This window comes from Actinoplanes sp. M2I2, from assembly GCF_023544445.1.
Lineage (GTDB): Bacteria > Actinomycetota > Actinomycetes > Mycobacteriales > Micromonosporaceae > Actinoplanes.
Genome location: NZ_JALPVJ010000008.1, coordinates 24117 through 39278 on the forward strand (window position 1 = coordinate 24117; position 15162 = coordinate 39278).

Sequence of the window (15162 nt, forward strand, 5' to 3'; positions counted from 1 at the left end):
ATGAGTGCGCCGACTCGCTCGAAGTCTGAGCTGCTTGCCGGCCTGCTCGTACGGTCATTTGCTATTAGTGGCAGGAGGGGCAGGGCTATTCACGGAGGCCCTTGCTCGCGTTCTTCCTCTTTGGCGCCCGGAGAACGCCCGTCTATTCAGGTCTTCCATTCGTCCAAGAAATTCTAGAAAGTTGATGAGGTGCGCGTCCCAAGGTGCTGCCAGATACGGCTAGTTACCGGAGGCCGTCTTCAGCTTGCACGTCTTTCAACAATGCTGCAAGATCTGCTTCCGCAGCCCACCAGTCCTCGGTGGCGGCGAGTTCGCGGAGTTCTTCGACGCGGCCCATCTTGCGAAGAAGTGCGGTATAGCGGAATTCGACGGAGATTTCGTGACCGTTGGCAAGTTCTCGAAGTTCGTCGAGGCGTTCGTGTTTCGCCAGCAAGTCGGCAAGGAACATCTTGGGCAATCCGTAATCCGGATTATCTGCGGCCCAGTCCCGTAGGGCATCTTCGTTGTCTTGCTGAACCATAAGGGAGGCCCATGCCCGTGTCGCTTCATCAGCGAAGTCGCCGTCTTCACGTTGCATGAGGTCGAAATACTCCTCAATGGCTTCTTCGAAGCGGCCTTGCGTGACGTATAGCCTGGCGAGATGCGTTTGCGCCCAGCCGGCAACGTCGAGATCGTCAGCTGAAGCGAGGGTGGCTAGTTCATCTTCGCATCCGTCCCTCTCCAGCAGTTCCAGGTAAAGTAGGCGCCCGTTCACGTCGCCGGCCGCGTTGAGGCGGCGAATTAAATTGTCATGTCCAGCGAAATAAAAGTTTTGGGCGAGGCCCCACCATTGCGTGTCGTCGACGTCGGGATGACCCCAATCGGAAACCGCCTCATCAATTCGGTCCTGATCTACGAGAAGCTCGGCGAGACTGAGGCGGGCTTCGCAGATGCCGGCGCCGATATATTTGCGTAATTGAGCCTCGTCACTGTCGGAGACCAACAGCTCAACGAGGCGCCAGTTGGCCCGCGGGTCGTGCAACCGGAGACGGGGAATCAAGGCTTCCGCATGCCGGACAAGCCCGGCCGAGTCAGCCGCTAACACAAATCTGGCCAATTCATCCAGATCGGTGATCCGGGAGACGAGGATGTCGAGAGCTTCGCTTGGGACCGGCGCGCTGCGGCGGTCGGTCACGCCGGTCTGAAGCAGGTAATCATGGACCTCGTACGCCGTGGACTTGCCAGACCGCGGTCCGGGGAGACGAGTTAACGCACGGACGCCGCCCACAAGAGGTCGTCGGGCGTACCGAAGGGCGTCGCGGAACGACTGGCGCGCGGATCCGTCATGGTGGGCAGAATTGAGATAGAAGGGAATGATGGTCTGCAGCATCTTGCTGGTCAACGGCTGGCGGATGCCGAGACGGCGAATGTCGATCGCGGCAGTAAGTAGTGCAGCACCGGCTGGATGTATGACGTCAGCACGTCTCCAATGTTCGGCCAGCTGGGGCGCTCCAGCAATGTTTTGGGTCACCCCGAAGCGGTCATCAGCAAGAGCACTAACTAGGCGTTGGTCGCTCGACGCGGCAGCAACCTCGGCTGCTCGGACCCGTTCCGGTTCGCTGAACGTGGACGAGATCATCACCGGCAAACCGGCTGTGAGTTTCAGAGCGTCTCTGGCGCCTACCATTGGATCGTTGAATTTGATGTCTTCGGGAGGTTGCCGGGTGATTTCGTCGTAGGCTGATGGCCAGAGAATACAAATGACCACGATAGGCCGGTTTCGGTCGGATATTAGCGGCGCCAAGTCAGCGGCGGTCAAACCGCTCGGCGTCAGGAAGCGCAGCGACGGAGTGTCATCAAGCCACACAACCGTTCGCGCTGGTAATGGCGCGGCCATAACATCGCTGGCATCTCGAGGAATGAAAAGGCGCCAGCCGGACAGTCTCTCGCGCAGGGCCACGTACACGCTGCGCGACTTTCCTGCGGCCGAGTCGCCGACTACCACGACCATCCCGCCATGGGCCGAAGCACGATCCAGTTCGGAGCAGAGCAGGACGTCAGAGTCACGGGGTACGTAAGGGGTGAGCGACTCCTCAATGAAGCCATGCAGGGGAGCAGCGCGATGGATGCCAATGTCGTTCGGCTCGAGCGCTGATATCAAGGTCAGCTTCGGCGTCGGACGCTGAGGGTTTGCCGGGACGGAGCGTAGTGCGGCCACCAGTGAGACCACCGCAATCGGCAAACTGGTTATGCCAGTGATCCAGCTCAGCCGCTCGACCCAACCCCACCGTGCAGCCGGCACTGTTGCGATTAGTTCACTCCACCACCCGAATCGCAGCCCAGCTGCGAGTGCCGTCCCCGCGGCGAATACCGTGCTTGCAACTAAGGCAACCCTGATCCACCGGAATCGCACCACCAGACCAGAGTAGCGAAGAGGGACACCCCGGAAACGGGTGCCCGTGCAGGCATTGGGCGAACGGCCGTCCAGCGCTGGCAGATTTTACCCTGGTCTCGCCGGCTACTAGCTACCCGCGATGCGATCCCTCGCGAATGTCGAGCTTAGTCAGAGGGGCTAGACGGGCAAGCTCCGGCGGAGAGCCGGACGTCTTGAGAGGCAGCGCCGGGCTCTCCACCTGTTTTTGGGCAGCAGTGGGTCACACGCACTCAAGTCGGCAGTTGAGTGCGCTGGCGGGAGTAAAGCAAGGGAGCCTGTCGCAACCGTCTGTGACCGATAGCTGCCGACCCGTCCCGCACGTTGAGCCAACTGGGGCCGCCTGGAAGGGGCCGCGTCCGACCGGTAAGCCCTCTGCCTGAGGACTGAACTGGTCACGCTCGTCTGTGCCTCGCAGTGCGACGCCAGCATCGAGCCCGACTCATGCGGTGCTTGATCTTGCGGTGAAGACGGAAGGCCGACCCGCCGACGTAGTAGCGGGCTACTACGTTTCCCGTCGGCGGCGGTCCAGCTCCATCCAGTATCGGCGAGGTTCTGTGCCGCCCGGGACACCAGGAGCCCGATCTAGCGTTGGGCCGACGCGGGCGCGAGCTGGCAAGGTCGGTGCCGTCCAGGTCGAACGTTTTCCGCTGGCCTCGTCGCGAAGCACAGCGCCGAGCCGAACAACGCCCTGCAGTGCCCGGCCGGTGACGATCGGCTTGGCTCGTCCGCTGACGGTGAAGACCGCGGTTATCTCGAACCGGAAAGCCGCCACGGCGGCCAGTGTCGCACCAACCGGTCGGCTGGACAGCCCCACGCCCGTACGTGGAGGTGATCCTGGCCGCGGCGCGAGAAGTGTTCGTGGTTGCGCACCACTATCACCCGTCATCATCGATGCCGGGCGTCGAAGCTGATCATCGATGACGGCCACCACGATAGCGCAGCGGCTGACTTGCAGAGTGTCATCGCTGGACAGCCGGATCGTTCGGGTCTGGTGCCGCCACGCTGAATGTCACATCCGCCAACGCAGGACTGTGCCGATGCCACAAGGAAGGCGTTACCGCTCACCATGATGCTGCTCGTCCCGTGCGACGTCCTTAATCCCCGCCGTGTCGACGACCATTTCCGAGCCGAGGCCGACGCCGCCCGCGCGGCCGGCCACCAGGTTGGGCTGGTCGACCACGACGCGCTCGCCGCCGGCGACACCACCCGGATTGCCCGTCTGGCTGGCACCGGGCAGGCCGTCTACCGGGGGTGGATGCTCACCGCCGATGCCTACACCGGTTTCGCCACCGCACTGTCGCGGCAGGACATCGTGCTGCGCACCACCGCTGAGCAGTATCGGCGCGGCCATGAGCTGCCCGGCTGGTATGCCGCGCTCGAGCCGTTCACCCCCGCCACCACGTGGACGACCGGCAGTGAGCGAGCCGGGTTCGACACCGCCCGCACCGTGCTTGGCCGTGGACCGGCGGTGCTGCGCGACTACACCAAGTCGATGAAGCACCACTGGCACGAAGCCGCCTACATCCCCGAGCTCGGCGACGCCGGCGCAGCCTGGAAGGTGGCGCAACGGTTCCTTGAGCTCCGCGACACCGACTTCACCGGCGGTTTCGTGGTGCGCCGCTTCGAGACCTTCACCGGCCCGGAAGCGCGTACCTGGTGGATCGACGGCACCTGCCGGCTGATCACCGCGCACCCCGACACCCCCGACCACCTTCCCCCCGCCGATCTCGTTCTGCCGGAGCGGCTCGACCGTGCCGTCGCCGCGCTCCGGTTGCCGTTCGTGACCGTGGATCTGGCCCGCCGGCACGACGGCACCTGGCGCGTGATCGAACTGGGCGACGGGCAGGTCAGCGACCGGCCTAGCAGCACCTCGGCGGACACGTTCATCGCCGCCGTCCTTGACTCCGGCGAGGTCTGAGCCGGCCGGTACATCAACGATGTCGACCACAGCCGGGCCACCGATCAGCCCCGAACATCTCCTCGCGCATGCCGCCCAGGTCGAAGCGCTGAGGAGTCGGGTCACGCTGATCCGTCTCGCCTCCTACCAGATCGGATGGGACACGTCCGTGTTCGGCCGGTACTACGGTCCGTTCCCCGCCGTCTTGAACAGGCGGCACGACAAAAGGCCGTAGAACCTGCCGCCGACTTCGCTGCCAAGGTTTGGAGGCGATCGGACCCCTCACAAGTTTCAGAGGTGGTCCGTTATACGCCTCCGCTTAGACCCCATTCATCCAGCCCGGAGTAGATCAGGCCGGTGCGGTTTACCGGCGCGCCGAGGCAGCGGAACTCGCCCGAATAGATGGCTATCAGCGAATCGGTGCCCCGCCACCAGACGTCGGCCAGTCCTCGAACTTCGGCCACTGGTTCGAAGTCGCGCAACTCCAGATGATCCAGCGCCTCGCCGGTCACCTTCGTGATCTGCTTCGCCCAGTTCGCGGCGTGATGGGCTAGGGCGAGTGACTCGATCCAGCCTTCGATACTGGCGTGGAGTGGCACCCACCGTCGGCCATCGTGGATGCCGAACTCGCCGGTCGGTCCGATCATGAACGAGTAGGGAACGGCTGTCCTCTGCTGGCCGGCTTCGAACCACCATCCCGGAACCGGGGAACCGTCGGCCGCTTCGGTGGGTGAGCTATCGGGGGTGTCGGCCTGGAAGTATCGGGGGCCCCCGTCGTATTGCGGGGCCGGTGGCAGGACCAGGCCGCCCCACCGGCGCTGGAACGCCACGGCGCGGTCGATTTCGGCGGCCGGGATGCCCGATTCCAGCCAAGCGGAGCGGTGTTGCTCAAGGTCTGGGAGGTCGGCTTGAACCCCGTGGGCGACGACGAGCGACCGGGCTCGCCGGGTCAGCCCATCCGGAACGTGATGAAAGAGGTTCAGCTTCACCGGTTGGACCCTACTCATTCCTTCCGCGGCGCCGTTTGAAGAGGTATTTACTGCTGCGGTCGAGCGGGCGCACCCGGCCTTGCGCTGAAATCGGCTAGCAAGGAGGGGACGATGCGGTCGGCGAGGTAGATGAGCGGGGCCTGCGGGTCGAAGCCGAGTGCGCGGCGACGAGCTTGGGATCGAGAGGGTTGACCAGGTCGAACAGGCGGGTGCTGCGGATGGTGCGTGGTGGGCGCCACAGCCGTCGAGCACATGGCTGACGCTTACCTGCCACTCCATGCCCGAACGGGAGGACAGGTGCTACTGGCTGCGACAGACCTTGCAGCTCTACGTTGGGCTGACCACGGTGTAGCGCCAACACGCGCTTCACGCCGGGGGATCGGCGCGAGAGATTCGGCGCCGTCACGGCGAAGAGATCAGCGCCGTTGTGGTCAAGGACCTCTGCCGATCTAGGTCAGCGTCGGAATCGTCCCTGCCGGTCGGCGATGTCGAGCACGAGAATGTCCATCGGCGGTCCCCACGGCAATGTCGATCGGGCAACTTGTCGCCAACCGGATCGCTCGTAGATTTTCCTCGCGACGGAACGGGGATCGGAGTTCAGCGTTGCGAAATCTTCCGGTCGCTGGGTTATGAGTCGGTCGAGGAGGTTGTTCCCGATGCCCTGCCCTCGATGGCTGGGACGGACGATCCACTCCATGACCGCTAGCTTGTCGACGTCACGAAGCGAGGCCGGTGGGGACTCGTCGGCCCGCGACCACCAGGTTCCGGCTGTCATCGTCCAGCCATATGCTGCTCCGACTAGATCTTGATCGTCGTGTGCGCTGATCAGGCGGAAGCCGGGTCGGTCGAGCTCGGCCGGCAAGGTGGTCCGGAATCTTTCCACTTCGGCGGGGCCCTCTTGATACGGCGGCTCGGAGTAGACCGCTGCGTAGAGGTCTACGAGATCTTGTAGCAGCGGCGCAGCGGAGGCGCCGTCATGGCTCAGGTAGGTGACCATGTCGAAATGCTAGGTGGCGACACGGTCTGTCACCTCACGGAACATAGGTCTGCGTCGTTCCTTGTGAGGCACCGCGTCGATCACTTGGCGGGCCACAGTCCGCAGGAGCTCGTTGTGCTGCTCGGGAGGAAGCTGTTCCAGCAAGTCGGCAGCAAGTCTCAAGCCGTCTGGCACGTGCCCGTTGCGGATGAGAGCTGCCGCGTGGTGCAACTGGACCTGCGTTCGTAGCCGTGTAAGGGAAGTCGGATACAGCACGACAGCCCGTTCCTGGGCCTGGACCGCCGCGGATAAGTCACCAGCGTGGGCATACACCCATGCCTCGGTATGGCGTAAACGATGCTCGGGCCATCCCCACAGTGAATCGACCTCTTCAGTGACACCGTGCGGCAACTGCGCCGTCACGTCGGCCAAGCGGCGCACGGTCGTCACGGCCTCGGAGTGCCGACCGAGCAGAGACAGGGCTTGTGCGCGGCCCGCCAAGAGCCCGCACGCTGACGCAGACGCGCGTCCCTCGATCAGTGGCAGGACATCATCTGCGAGTGCGACTACCGACGCCGGGTGACGACCGTCGTAGCAGCCATTCACCACATCCCATGCTCTCGTCAGCACCACCGTGTCGGCATCGCCTGATGCACGGGCATAATTCTGGGAATCCCGCCACCATCGTGCAGCAGTGAGCGTCTGACCTGCAGCGACCATGTTGAGCGCGACTATCACTGATAGCCGGGCGACAGTTCGGAGTAGTTGCCCCTTGGCCGTTCCGAGTGTGTCAGGAATCAAAGCCTGAAGGACAGTTATGTCGGCCCGCAGATTGTCCATCATCTGGCTTGCGGGTACACGATAGTAGGCGATTCCGTAATCGGCGACGGCCTGATCCCACTGATCTGTGTCCAGGTCGAGCGAAGCAGTCACGCCCTGCCTCAGGGCTTCCCACTGGACCAGGGGCAGCGGGCTTGCAGCAAGCGGGCCCATTGCCCGCAGGATAGTGCGTCTCTTCATGTCCTCTCCACTGGAGATTTCATTCCGGTAGGCATCGATAAGAGCGCCGCCAGCCCTGAGTGCCTCATCGCAGCGTTGAGCAAGATTTTCCGTTGCCCGCCGTTCGCCCCGTTCCACTTGGGACAAGAACGTGAACCCGAATTGCGTCATCGCCCCTAGTCGCCGTAACGAAAAGCCGCTCAGCTCGCGATGGCGCCTCAGCATCGGACCGAATCCGTCCACATCGCCTCCCGGGGGTGTACGCAAACGCGTCTGCGGACACGGTACGTCTCGCACATTCGTCGGACCGTGGGCGACGCTACCCGTGCCGTTCGATCTTCGAGCGGTCGGCAGCGCTAAGCCCATGATCATGTTCTCGTCTTGAAAGGAGGCTTCTTATGGCAGCCTCTCAACTCTGCTTATCGATGATGAATAACCCATCGGGTAGTGCCAAAGCAAGTCCCGCCGAGTGCCTGGACGGGACCTCGGTAGCGTGCCGCCGCCCGCATTCGGCCGTGTCCAGGTCGACTCACGTAGATCCGACGGAGCGGGCCCTCAGGGGCGTCGTGCCTCATCACTCGGCTCGAAGGTTTGGTCGCAGGGCGTTGACCGGCGCAGGCATGACGGGGAGCCTCCCTGCCGGCGCCGGCGATCAGAAGGTGTCGGGGATCGGCCGGCCCCCAGAAGGTGCGGTCCCGGACAGCCGGGTAAGCAGTGCCGAACAACGAGGTCCGGCTCCTGCGTACCCGGCACCACCACACATCTCGCTGATGTGGACCTCCCAGCGAATCCATTTCAACTCGAGTTCTGCCCGTCGGGGAACGCGATGAGCACACTCGGCTGGCTCCGATCGGTTATGCGATTGGTCGAGCCGCGCGCCGTGGCGTCGTCGGTGCGGGCCGCGACGGGTCCGCCGGCCGGGGTGGCCGGTTTGGATCCGATTACGGCGCCGGCGGATCCGGAGGTGATCGCGGCGGCGATCATCCGTGCGCGGCAGTCGGGCGCGGATGCGGAGTCGAGGTTGTTGTGGGGTCGGTTCGCGTATCGGGCGGCGGTGCGGCGGTGGGGGCTGTTGCATCCGGTGTCGGTGCGGGCGGGGTCGGTGTATCAGCGGGTGTTGACCGAGCAGGCGTTGACCTTCGATGCGGTGCGGGTCTGTGAGCAGCGGCTGGCAGCTGATGAGGAGTCCGGTGATCCGCGGACGGCGCTGGCGAGTCGGTGCCGATTCGCGGTGGCGTTGCACCGTGACGGGCAGTGTGACCTGGCCGACGAGCAGATTGTGGGGGTGTTGCGTCGGTGGCATGCCAGCCCGCAGGGCTATGGGCAGGCGGAGATGGTGCTGCTGGCCGCGGCCGGGGTGTATGCCGGGTGTGGCCGCACCGGGCAGGCGGTGCAGGCGCTGACCCGTGACGGCGCGTATCTCGCCCAGATGGATGCCCGGTGCCGCAGGTTGGCGGCGAGGTGGCTGGCGAGCGTGGTGCGAACCCATCCGCGCTGGTGCACCCAGCCCCACAATCCCGGCGGGCAGGATCGCGGCGGCGATTCCGGCAACTGGCTGGCTGTCCTTGACCGCTGCACCGCGACACCCCGCGGCGCCGGGCAGACTGCAGGTGTCGCCAGGCGGGGCGGCGTGTGATGGGCGAGCCGTGCTGGATAGGGGAGCCGAGCGCACCAGCCGTGTGTGACATGTACGGCCAGCTCGCTGACCAGCTGGGCGACGGTGCCCATTGGTTCAACGCTCGCGCGTTGCCTGCGGTCGCCGTCTACCGCCAGGCCAGCTGCGTGTTGGGCTGTGAGGAACTCCGCCAGCTCGCCACCGACTGCCGGGGCAGCGGCGGGGCGGTGCTGGCGACGCTGACCGCCGCTCAGCAGGTGATGACCGATGAGTGCATCTCGGCCGGCTACCGGCGGGTTCCGTGCGAGTGGGCGCCAGTCCCCGGCGGCTACCTCTGCCCGGTCGAGACACCGTGGCCATCCGACTTGGCCGGTCGCGCGCTGCGGCATCCCCGGTTTACGGATTGCCGCCGGCGACTCGGGCGTGGGGTTTCCTCGAGTGCGGGCGGGTGGGCGGTGCCGTGATCCTGCAGCCGTATGACGTGAACGTGCCTAATGCCGCCCGCCGCTATAACTATTGGCTCGGCGGTAAGGATCACTACGCCGCTGACCGGGCGTCTGGGGATGTGGTGGCCGCGGTGTTCCCGGCGGTGCGGCAGGCGGCGCTGGCGAACCGGTTGTTCGTGCGCCGGGCGGTCACCTTCATGGCCCGCCGCGGCGTGACCCAGTTCTTGGACATCGGGTGCGGGCTGCCCGGGCTGCACAACACCCACCAGATCGCCCAGCGCATCAACCCGGCCACCCGGGTGGTGTACGCCGATAACGACCCGCTGGTGCTGGTCCACGGCCGGGCCCTGTTCGTCCCGCTATCCCGGCTGGGGGTGACCGCGGTGGTGCCGGCGGACCTGCGGGACCCGGCGGCGCTGCTGGCCGATCCCGGCCTGCACGACACTCTGGACCTGGGCCGGCCGGTCGGGGTGCTGCTCGGTGCGGTCCTGCACTACCTCGACGACAGCGATCACCCGCACAAAGCCGTCCAGCACCTGCTCGACGCCTTGCCGGCCGGGAGCTGGCTGGCCCTGACCCACGCCAGCGGGGACCTGCTCACCGAAGCCCAGGCCGCGCACGCCCACGTCACCATCGAAAGGTCCGGGATTGCGGTGACGTTGCGGTCCCTCAACGACATCGCCGGGTTCCTGCCCGGCCTGGACCTGGTCGCACCCGGTCTGGTTGCGGTGCACCGGTGGCGGGCCGGTCGGCCCGCCGACACCCTGCTGGATGACACGCAGGTCGGCATCTACGGCGGCCTGGCCCGCAAGCCCTGACCACTGTCCATCGGCGGCGGCCGGCCGCATGCCCTGCCCGGGTGACTCATCAGACGGAAAGAAGGACGACCGGTGCTGCTTGCTGATTGCGCGTTGTGGGCGACGCAAGACCATCGCCACGGCGCGTTGCTGACCTCGGAGCATGCTGCGGGGCTGGTCATTGCTGCGGCCGCCCTCGCTGACCTGATCACCGCCGACGCCTTAGCCGTGACCGCCACCCGGGCGGCGGTGCTGTCGCCGCCCTGCGGTGAGCAAGTGCCGGTTCCGGTCGGATTCACCGGCGGGCGCGCCCCGGCCGTCACGATTCCCGGTGATCTTCGGCCGTGGTTCACCGCTGCCCGGTGGCCCGGATCGCTGCGCCCCGCCGTGGACGACGCCGGCACCTGGCAACAGTGGCCGGGGGTCGACCCGCTCGGCGCGCAGATCCTGCACCAGATCTTGCAGGACCCGGAGCTGGGACCGGGTGAGGTGATCGAGGGGCTGGCCGCCGGTATCCGGCACCGCGTCACCGACCGGCTGATCCGTACCGGCGCCGCTCGGGCCCACACGGTGCGGGGTTTGTGGTGGCGCCGGTCGGTGACCGTCGCGGTCGCCCCGCACCGTCAGCAGTGGATCGTGTTACCGCCGCTGGCCAACATCTACAACCGGCGGCCGTTGACTCACGGCCAACGGTTCTGGGCGCATCTGATCACCGCGAGCAGCCTCGGCCCCCTGGTCCTGGGCCATCTCCCGCCGGCCACCGTCACCCACGCCATCGGCGATCCCGCCGACCTGCACCCGGCCTACCAACCCCTGTTGAACACCGCGGTCACCCTGCTGCACCACATGGCTCTGGCCCGCTGACCCATCTGGTCCGCCGCCCTTGAGCGACCCCGTTCGTGGCGCGCCGGCAGCCGACGAACCCCTCGCTCTGCCCCTTTTGCTTCCGTCTGGCTTCTGCCCCTGAAAATGGGAGACCTGTGCCGTCTCGACCACCTCGCCTGCGCCAGCAAGCCGCGAAACACCGGCTCGGCGCACTGCGGCTCACCTTCTACGGCGTCGCCGCCGTCACCCCACTGACCATCATCATCGGCGCCATCCCCCTGGGGTTCGGCCAGCTCCACCAGATCGCCACCCCCGCCGGCTACCTCATAGCCGCGGCCATCCTGGCCGTGTTCGCCACCGGGTTGGCCACCATGGCCCGGCACCTGGCCAACAGCGGCGCCTTCTACTCCTACGTCGCCGCCGGCCTCGGTAAACCCGCCGCCACCGCCGTCGCCCTGATCGCCCTGACCGCGTACACGACCATCCTGGTGGGCCTGTTCGGCGCGTTCGGCCCGGCCGCGCACCGGACGGTCAACCCGGCCGGCACCGGCACCGTGTGGTGGACGCTGTGGGCCCTGGCCGGCTGGGCGGTGATCGCCGTACTGAGCCAGATCAAACTGCGCACCAACGCGATCATCCTCGGCATCCTCGTCGCGGCCGAGATCGGCTACGTTCTGGCCATCGACCTGGTCCTGCTCGCCCACCCCGCCGACGGGGTCATCCGCTTCGACGCGATCAACCCGGCACCACTGCTGAACCCGGCCGGGATGGCGTCGCTGGTCGGGGCGATCACCGGGCTGATCGGCTTTGAAGTCCCCCTCGCGTTCGCCCTGGTCGCGATCAACCGGCGCACCACGGTGCGCCGCGCGATCGGCGCCATCCTGGCCATCACCGGCCTGCTCTACGCCAGCACCGGGCTGATCATGAGCATCACCGCCGGTCCCGACCGGATCATCGCCGTGGCCGAGCAGCACCCCGCCGACCTGTTCTTCCACCTCGCTGCGCCCCTGGTCCCGGCGTGGGTGATTCAGCTGGGGACGGTGCTGTACGCGACCAGCCTGTTCGCCGCGATGCTCGCCATCGCCACCACCATCGCCCGTTACACCCTCACCCTGGCCCGCGAAGGCCTGCTGCCCAGCTGGCTGGCCATCACCCGCGACGACGAAGTCCCCGTCACCGCCGGCATCGCCCAATCAGCGATTACCCTGACCGCCCTGACCGTCGCCGGCGCGGCCGCCGTCGACCCCACCATGGACCTGTTCTTCTACGGCACCACCGCCGGCGGCCTCGGCGTACTGATCTGCATGACCATCACCGCGATCGCCGTCGTCACCTACTTCCACCGCCATCGCGACCAGCCGGAATCATGGTCACGTCGCCGGCTGGCACCGCTGGCGGCGGCCGTCCTGCTGGCCGCCGTCACCGTGCCCAGCATCGCCGTCTTCGGCGATCTCGTCGGCACGACCGACCCGGTCAAGGCCTGGACCCCACCAGCCGGCTACCTACTCATCGCTGTGATCGGCATCGGCTGGGCCCACCGAGTCCGTACCCGCAATCCGACGGCCTGGCACGCCATCGGCAACGGCGACCCGCAGCAATCGCAGCCGCAGGCCGCCTCCGGTACCCAGCCAACAGAGGTCTTCAGGTAGGCGCCGAGCTGACGGCGGGTCAGCAAGGGGCGACTGGGACTGATCGGTCCTTGAAACTCGACTCTGGCAGGGCTCGGCGTCACGTTCTGTAAGACCGTCACCTCACCATGAGTTCTTTCATGCCAACCGAGCGGTAAACGCAAAGTGTGCACGGCTGCGTAGCAGAAACAGCATTGCTGCATGCCGTTAAATCCGCCCGTCGGATTCGCGCGGCCCGAGGAGGCGAGCTCGACGACCGGCCGGGTTCCGATGCCCGGCCCCCGACGCCGCGGCGCTCCACCGGCTCCGCCAATCGATACGCCCAGCAGGCCGCGTCATATCCCGGCCCTCCGCGCCAATGTGCGGGAGACGGTGCCTGATCTAGCCGGGTCCTGAGCTCGTCATGCCATGGCAACGTCCTGCCTGGCTGCCCAGCAAGGGCCAGCCGGCCCCTGCGCGAGCTCGCGGCCGGAGTTGCTGGCGTCCGGTGATTCGCCGACCAGTTCCTACATGTCCAAACACCACACTGCTCGATGGAGATCAATGAAGATCCGTGTATTGCCCGTAGCTTCCGCCGCTCTGACTGTTGCGTTTCTGACCTCGGCCTGCACGTCGAGCGACCCCCGCGCCGCGGCAGACGATCCAGCGGCTCCCGCCCCGGCCGCGGAACGCGCCCTCGACCAAACGAAAAAGCCGAACGCCGACGATGAGGCAACCACCTACAAGACGCCGGCCGACCCGTGCGCTGCCATCGACGACACCGCGCTCAGCGCCGTCCTCGGGCCGGGAGGCAAGACCGAGAAAGGTGGCCTGGCTCCGGACGCCGGCCCGTTGACGGTCACGCATTGCGACCGGCCCTTCGGGCGAGGCGGTGCCCGGGTCGGCACGGCGATCGAACTCCAAATCGGTGACGCCGGCATCCCGATGGAGTCAATGTTCACCGGGGTACGCAAGGTCAAAGCTCAAACCGCCGAACTGACCGACGTGCCAGGACTCGGACAAGGCGCGTACTCCTACGGCGAGTCAACCGGCCCCCACCTCGTTGCCTATGACGGCAACCTCTACATGACCGTAACGGTCTACGACCGCACCACCGCCGCCACACCCGGGAGCAAGATCGAGCAAGCCATGATTGAAACGGTCCGCGCAACCATGGCGAAGCTACGCGCATAGCAGGCAACAGGCGCCGCGCCGACGAAATGAGGCTTGACCGCCGGCGCGGCGCTTCGTCTTCCATGCTGCCCCAGCACAGAAATGAGTCTGCCCCACAGCGGGCCGGCTCCAAGGTTGGCCGCGCACAGAAGACGTGCCAAGCGCAGCGGCGATACCAAGGCCGGGCGAGCCGGTGCAGTGCGAGCCGAAGCTTCGGGCCAGGACCGCGTCGGACGCTGTGCTCGCTGCTGGATTGGCTGGTGGGAGACCCGCAAGAGATAGAGGGCCACACGATGACCTGAGGCAATCTGCAAGAGCGCACCAAGGAGGCGGCCGTGTTCGTCTGCGACCGGGTCCGCTCAAACTATCTCCGGATGGTGGTCCGAGGCTGATTGAGGCGTACCGGGCGAAAGCGTCGCAGATGAGTGACGGCGCGCTCGCTGTCGGCGAGGTCGCCAACTCGATGGCGGAGGCCCATGGTGGTTTCCGGAAGCCGTACACAACCGTTTCCCGGCGCGGTCGACCGGCATGATCGACCACGGCGGCCAATGTGCAATCCTCGGCTCCACGCTGACCTTCCAAGGTCAGATCCCGACGACGGAAGGAACACACTCTCTATGGCTATCTCCGCGAACCTCGACAAGGTCCTCGACAAGGCCTACGAGTCCAGCACGCTGGCCGAACTCGTCGACGCGCCGGTGTCCGCGCTCGCCGGAGTCAGCGAGGCCGACGCCGAGGCGTTGAAGAAGGCCTTCAACATCAAGACGATCGGCGACCTTGCCAGCAACAAGTACGTACGCGCGGCGACCGCGATCGTAGAGATCGCCGGCATCGCCAAGTAGACACGCCACTTGCCTCGTGAGTCTTCCCAGCGGAAACCTCACAGCTTGTGTAGCGGCGCCCGTCAAACCCGGCGGGCGCCGCACCCACGAACAGCAACGCCAACAGCTTGGAGTCAGCAAAGCCGACATCGGCCAGCGGAACTACCAGCGACAAAAGTCAGTTGCTCCGAGCGCTGCCTGGCGCGCCCCTGGGTCTTACGATGTTGCGCACCCAGCTGACGCCACAGGCCCGGCACCTGCGCCACAACGGCGCGTTCTACTCCTACTACGCCGCCAGCCTCGGCCGACCCGCCGCCACCGCCGTCGTCGTGCTCATCGCGCCGACCGCCTACACCACCAGCCTGGCCGGCCTGTCCGGCGCCCTCGGACCCGCCGCCGACTGCGCCGTCGACCCGGCCGGCGGTAGTACCACCTGGTGGCCGATGTGGGCGCTGACCGGCTGGGCCTGGATCGCCGCGCTGACCTAGCTCAAACTGGGCACCACGCCATCATCCTCGGCGCCCTGGTCGCCGCCGAGATCGGCTACGTGATCGCCCTCGACATCGTCCTGCTCACCCACCCCGCAGACCGGAGCATCCGGCTG

The 15162-nt window shown here is 66.3% G+C and carries 12 protein-coding genes; 8 read left to right on the forward strand and 4 right to left on the reverse strand.

The window, feature by feature from the left end:
• Positions 1–223: 223 nt before the first annotated feature.
• Complete coding sequence (locus HJC40_RS17150) at positions 224–2221, reverse strand: lipopolysaccharide assembly protein LapB (RefSeq protein WP_250002117.1); 1998 nt, start codon at positions 2219–2221, stop codon at positions 224–226.
• A 1258-nt stretch (positions 2222–3479) separates the two neighbouring features.
• Here HJC40_RS17150 and HJC40_RS17155 point away from each other — a divergent pair.
• Positions 3480–4331, forward strand: coding sequence for an ATP-grasp domain-containing protein (locus HJC40_RS17155; RefSeq protein WP_250002118.1), 852 nt, complete (start codon positions 3480–3482; stop codon positions 4329–4331).
• A gap of 284 nt (positions 4332–4615) precedes the next feature.
• On the opposite strand, the gene HJC40_RS17160 is transcribed toward HJC40_RS17155, so the two are convergent.
• From HJC40_RS17160 to HJC40_RS17170, 3 genes are all read right to left on the reverse strand, one after another.
• Entirely contained in the window at positions 4616–5299 is a 684-nt protein-coding gene (locus HJC40_RS17160; protein WP_250002119.1) for a hypothetical protein, read from the reverse strand.
• A 454-nt stretch (positions 5300–5753) separates the two neighbouring features.
• Positions 5754–6296 (reverse strand): GNAT family N-acetyltransferase, encoded by a 543-nt coding sequence (locus tag HJC40_RS17165; RefSeq protein ID WP_250002120.1) that lies wholly within the window; start codon positions 6294–6296, stop codon positions 5754–5756.
• A 9-nt stretch (positions 6297–6305) separates the two neighbouring features.
• On the reverse strand, positions 6306–7499 hold the full coding sequence (locus HJC40_RS17170) for a helix-turn-helix domain-containing protein (RefSeq protein WP_374272171.1): 1194 nt from the start codon (positions 7497–7499) through the stop codon (positions 6306–6308).
• Positions 7500–8100: 601 nt separating this feature from the next.
• On the opposite strand from HJC40_RS17170, the gene HJC40_RS17175 reads away from it, so the two are divergent.
• From HJC40_RS17175 to HJC40_RS17205, 7 genes are all read left to right on the forward strand, one after another.
• Positions 8101–8910 carry a hypothetical protein gene (locus tag HJC40_RS17175; RefSeq protein WP_250002122.1) on the forward strand — a complete coding sequence of 270 codons (810 nt, stop codon included), beginning with the start codon at positions 8101–8103 and terminating at the stop codon, positions 8908–8910.
• Positions 8911–9376: 466 nt separating this feature from the next.
• Complete coding sequence (locus HJC40_RS17180; protein WP_250002123.1) at positions 9377–10153, forward strand: SAM-dependent methyltransferase; 777 nt, start codon at positions 9377–9379, stop codon at positions 10151–10153.
• A 72-nt stretch (positions 10154–10225) separates the two neighbouring features.
• Positions 10226–10996, forward strand: coding sequence for a hypothetical protein (locus HJC40_RS17185; protein WP_250002124.1), 771 nt, complete (start codon positions 10226–10228; stop codon positions 10994–10996).
• Between the two features lie 116 nt (positions 10997–11112).
• A complete protein-coding gene (locus tag HJC40_RS17190; RefSeq protein ID WP_250002125.1) occupies positions 11113–12606 on the forward strand; it encodes an APC family permease in 1494 nt (497 codons plus the stop codon).
• A 522-nt stretch (positions 12607–13128) separates the two neighbouring features.
• Positions 13129–13758, forward strand: a complete 630-nt coding sequence (locus tag HJC40_RS17195; RefSeq protein WP_250002126.1) for a hypothetical protein — start codon at positions 13129–13131, stop codon at positions 13756–13758.
• Positions 13759–14354: 596 nt separating this feature from the next.
• Positions 14355–14579, forward strand: coding sequence for a hypothetical protein (locus HJC40_RS17200; RefSeq protein ID WP_250002127.1), 225 nt, complete (start codon positions 14355–14357; stop codon positions 14577–14579).
• 200 nt (positions 14580–14779) lie between these two features.
• Complete coding sequence (locus tag HJC40_RS17205; RefSeq protein ID WP_250002512.1) at positions 14780–15046, forward strand: hypothetical protein; 267 nt, start codon at positions 14780–14782, stop codon at positions 15044–15046.
• Positions 15047–15162: the final 116 nt, after the last annotated feature.

Coding starts and splice junctions, on each gene's coding strand:
- HJC40_RS17165 (WP_250002120.1), bottom strand. CDS start 6,296: ATGGTCACCTACCTGAGCCATGACGGCGCCTCCGCTGCGCCGCTGCTA.
- HJC40_RS17205 (WP_250002512.1), top strand. CDS start 14,780: ATGTTGCGCACCCAGCTGACGCCACAGGCCCGGCACCTGCGCCACAAC.
- HJC40_RS17170 (WP_374272171.1), bottom strand. CDS start 7,499: ATGCTGAGGCGCCATCGCGAGCTGAGCGGCTTTTCGTTACGGCGACTA.
- HJC40_RS17155 (WP_250002118.1), top strand. CDS start 3,480: ATGATGCTGCTCGTCCCGTGCGACGTCCTTAATCCCCGCCGTGTCGAC.
- HJC40_RS17175 (WP_250002122.1), top strand. CDS start 8,101: ATGAGCACACTCGGCTGGCTCCGATCGGTTATGCGATTGGTCGAGCCG.
- HJC40_RS17195 (WP_250002126.1), top strand. CDS start 13,129: ATGAAGATCCGTGTATTGCCCGTAGCTTCCGCCGCTCTGACTGTTGCG.
- HJC40_RS17200 (WP_250002127.1), top strand. CDS start 14,355: ATGGCTATCTCCGCGAACCTCGACAAGGTCCTCGACAAGGCCTACGAG.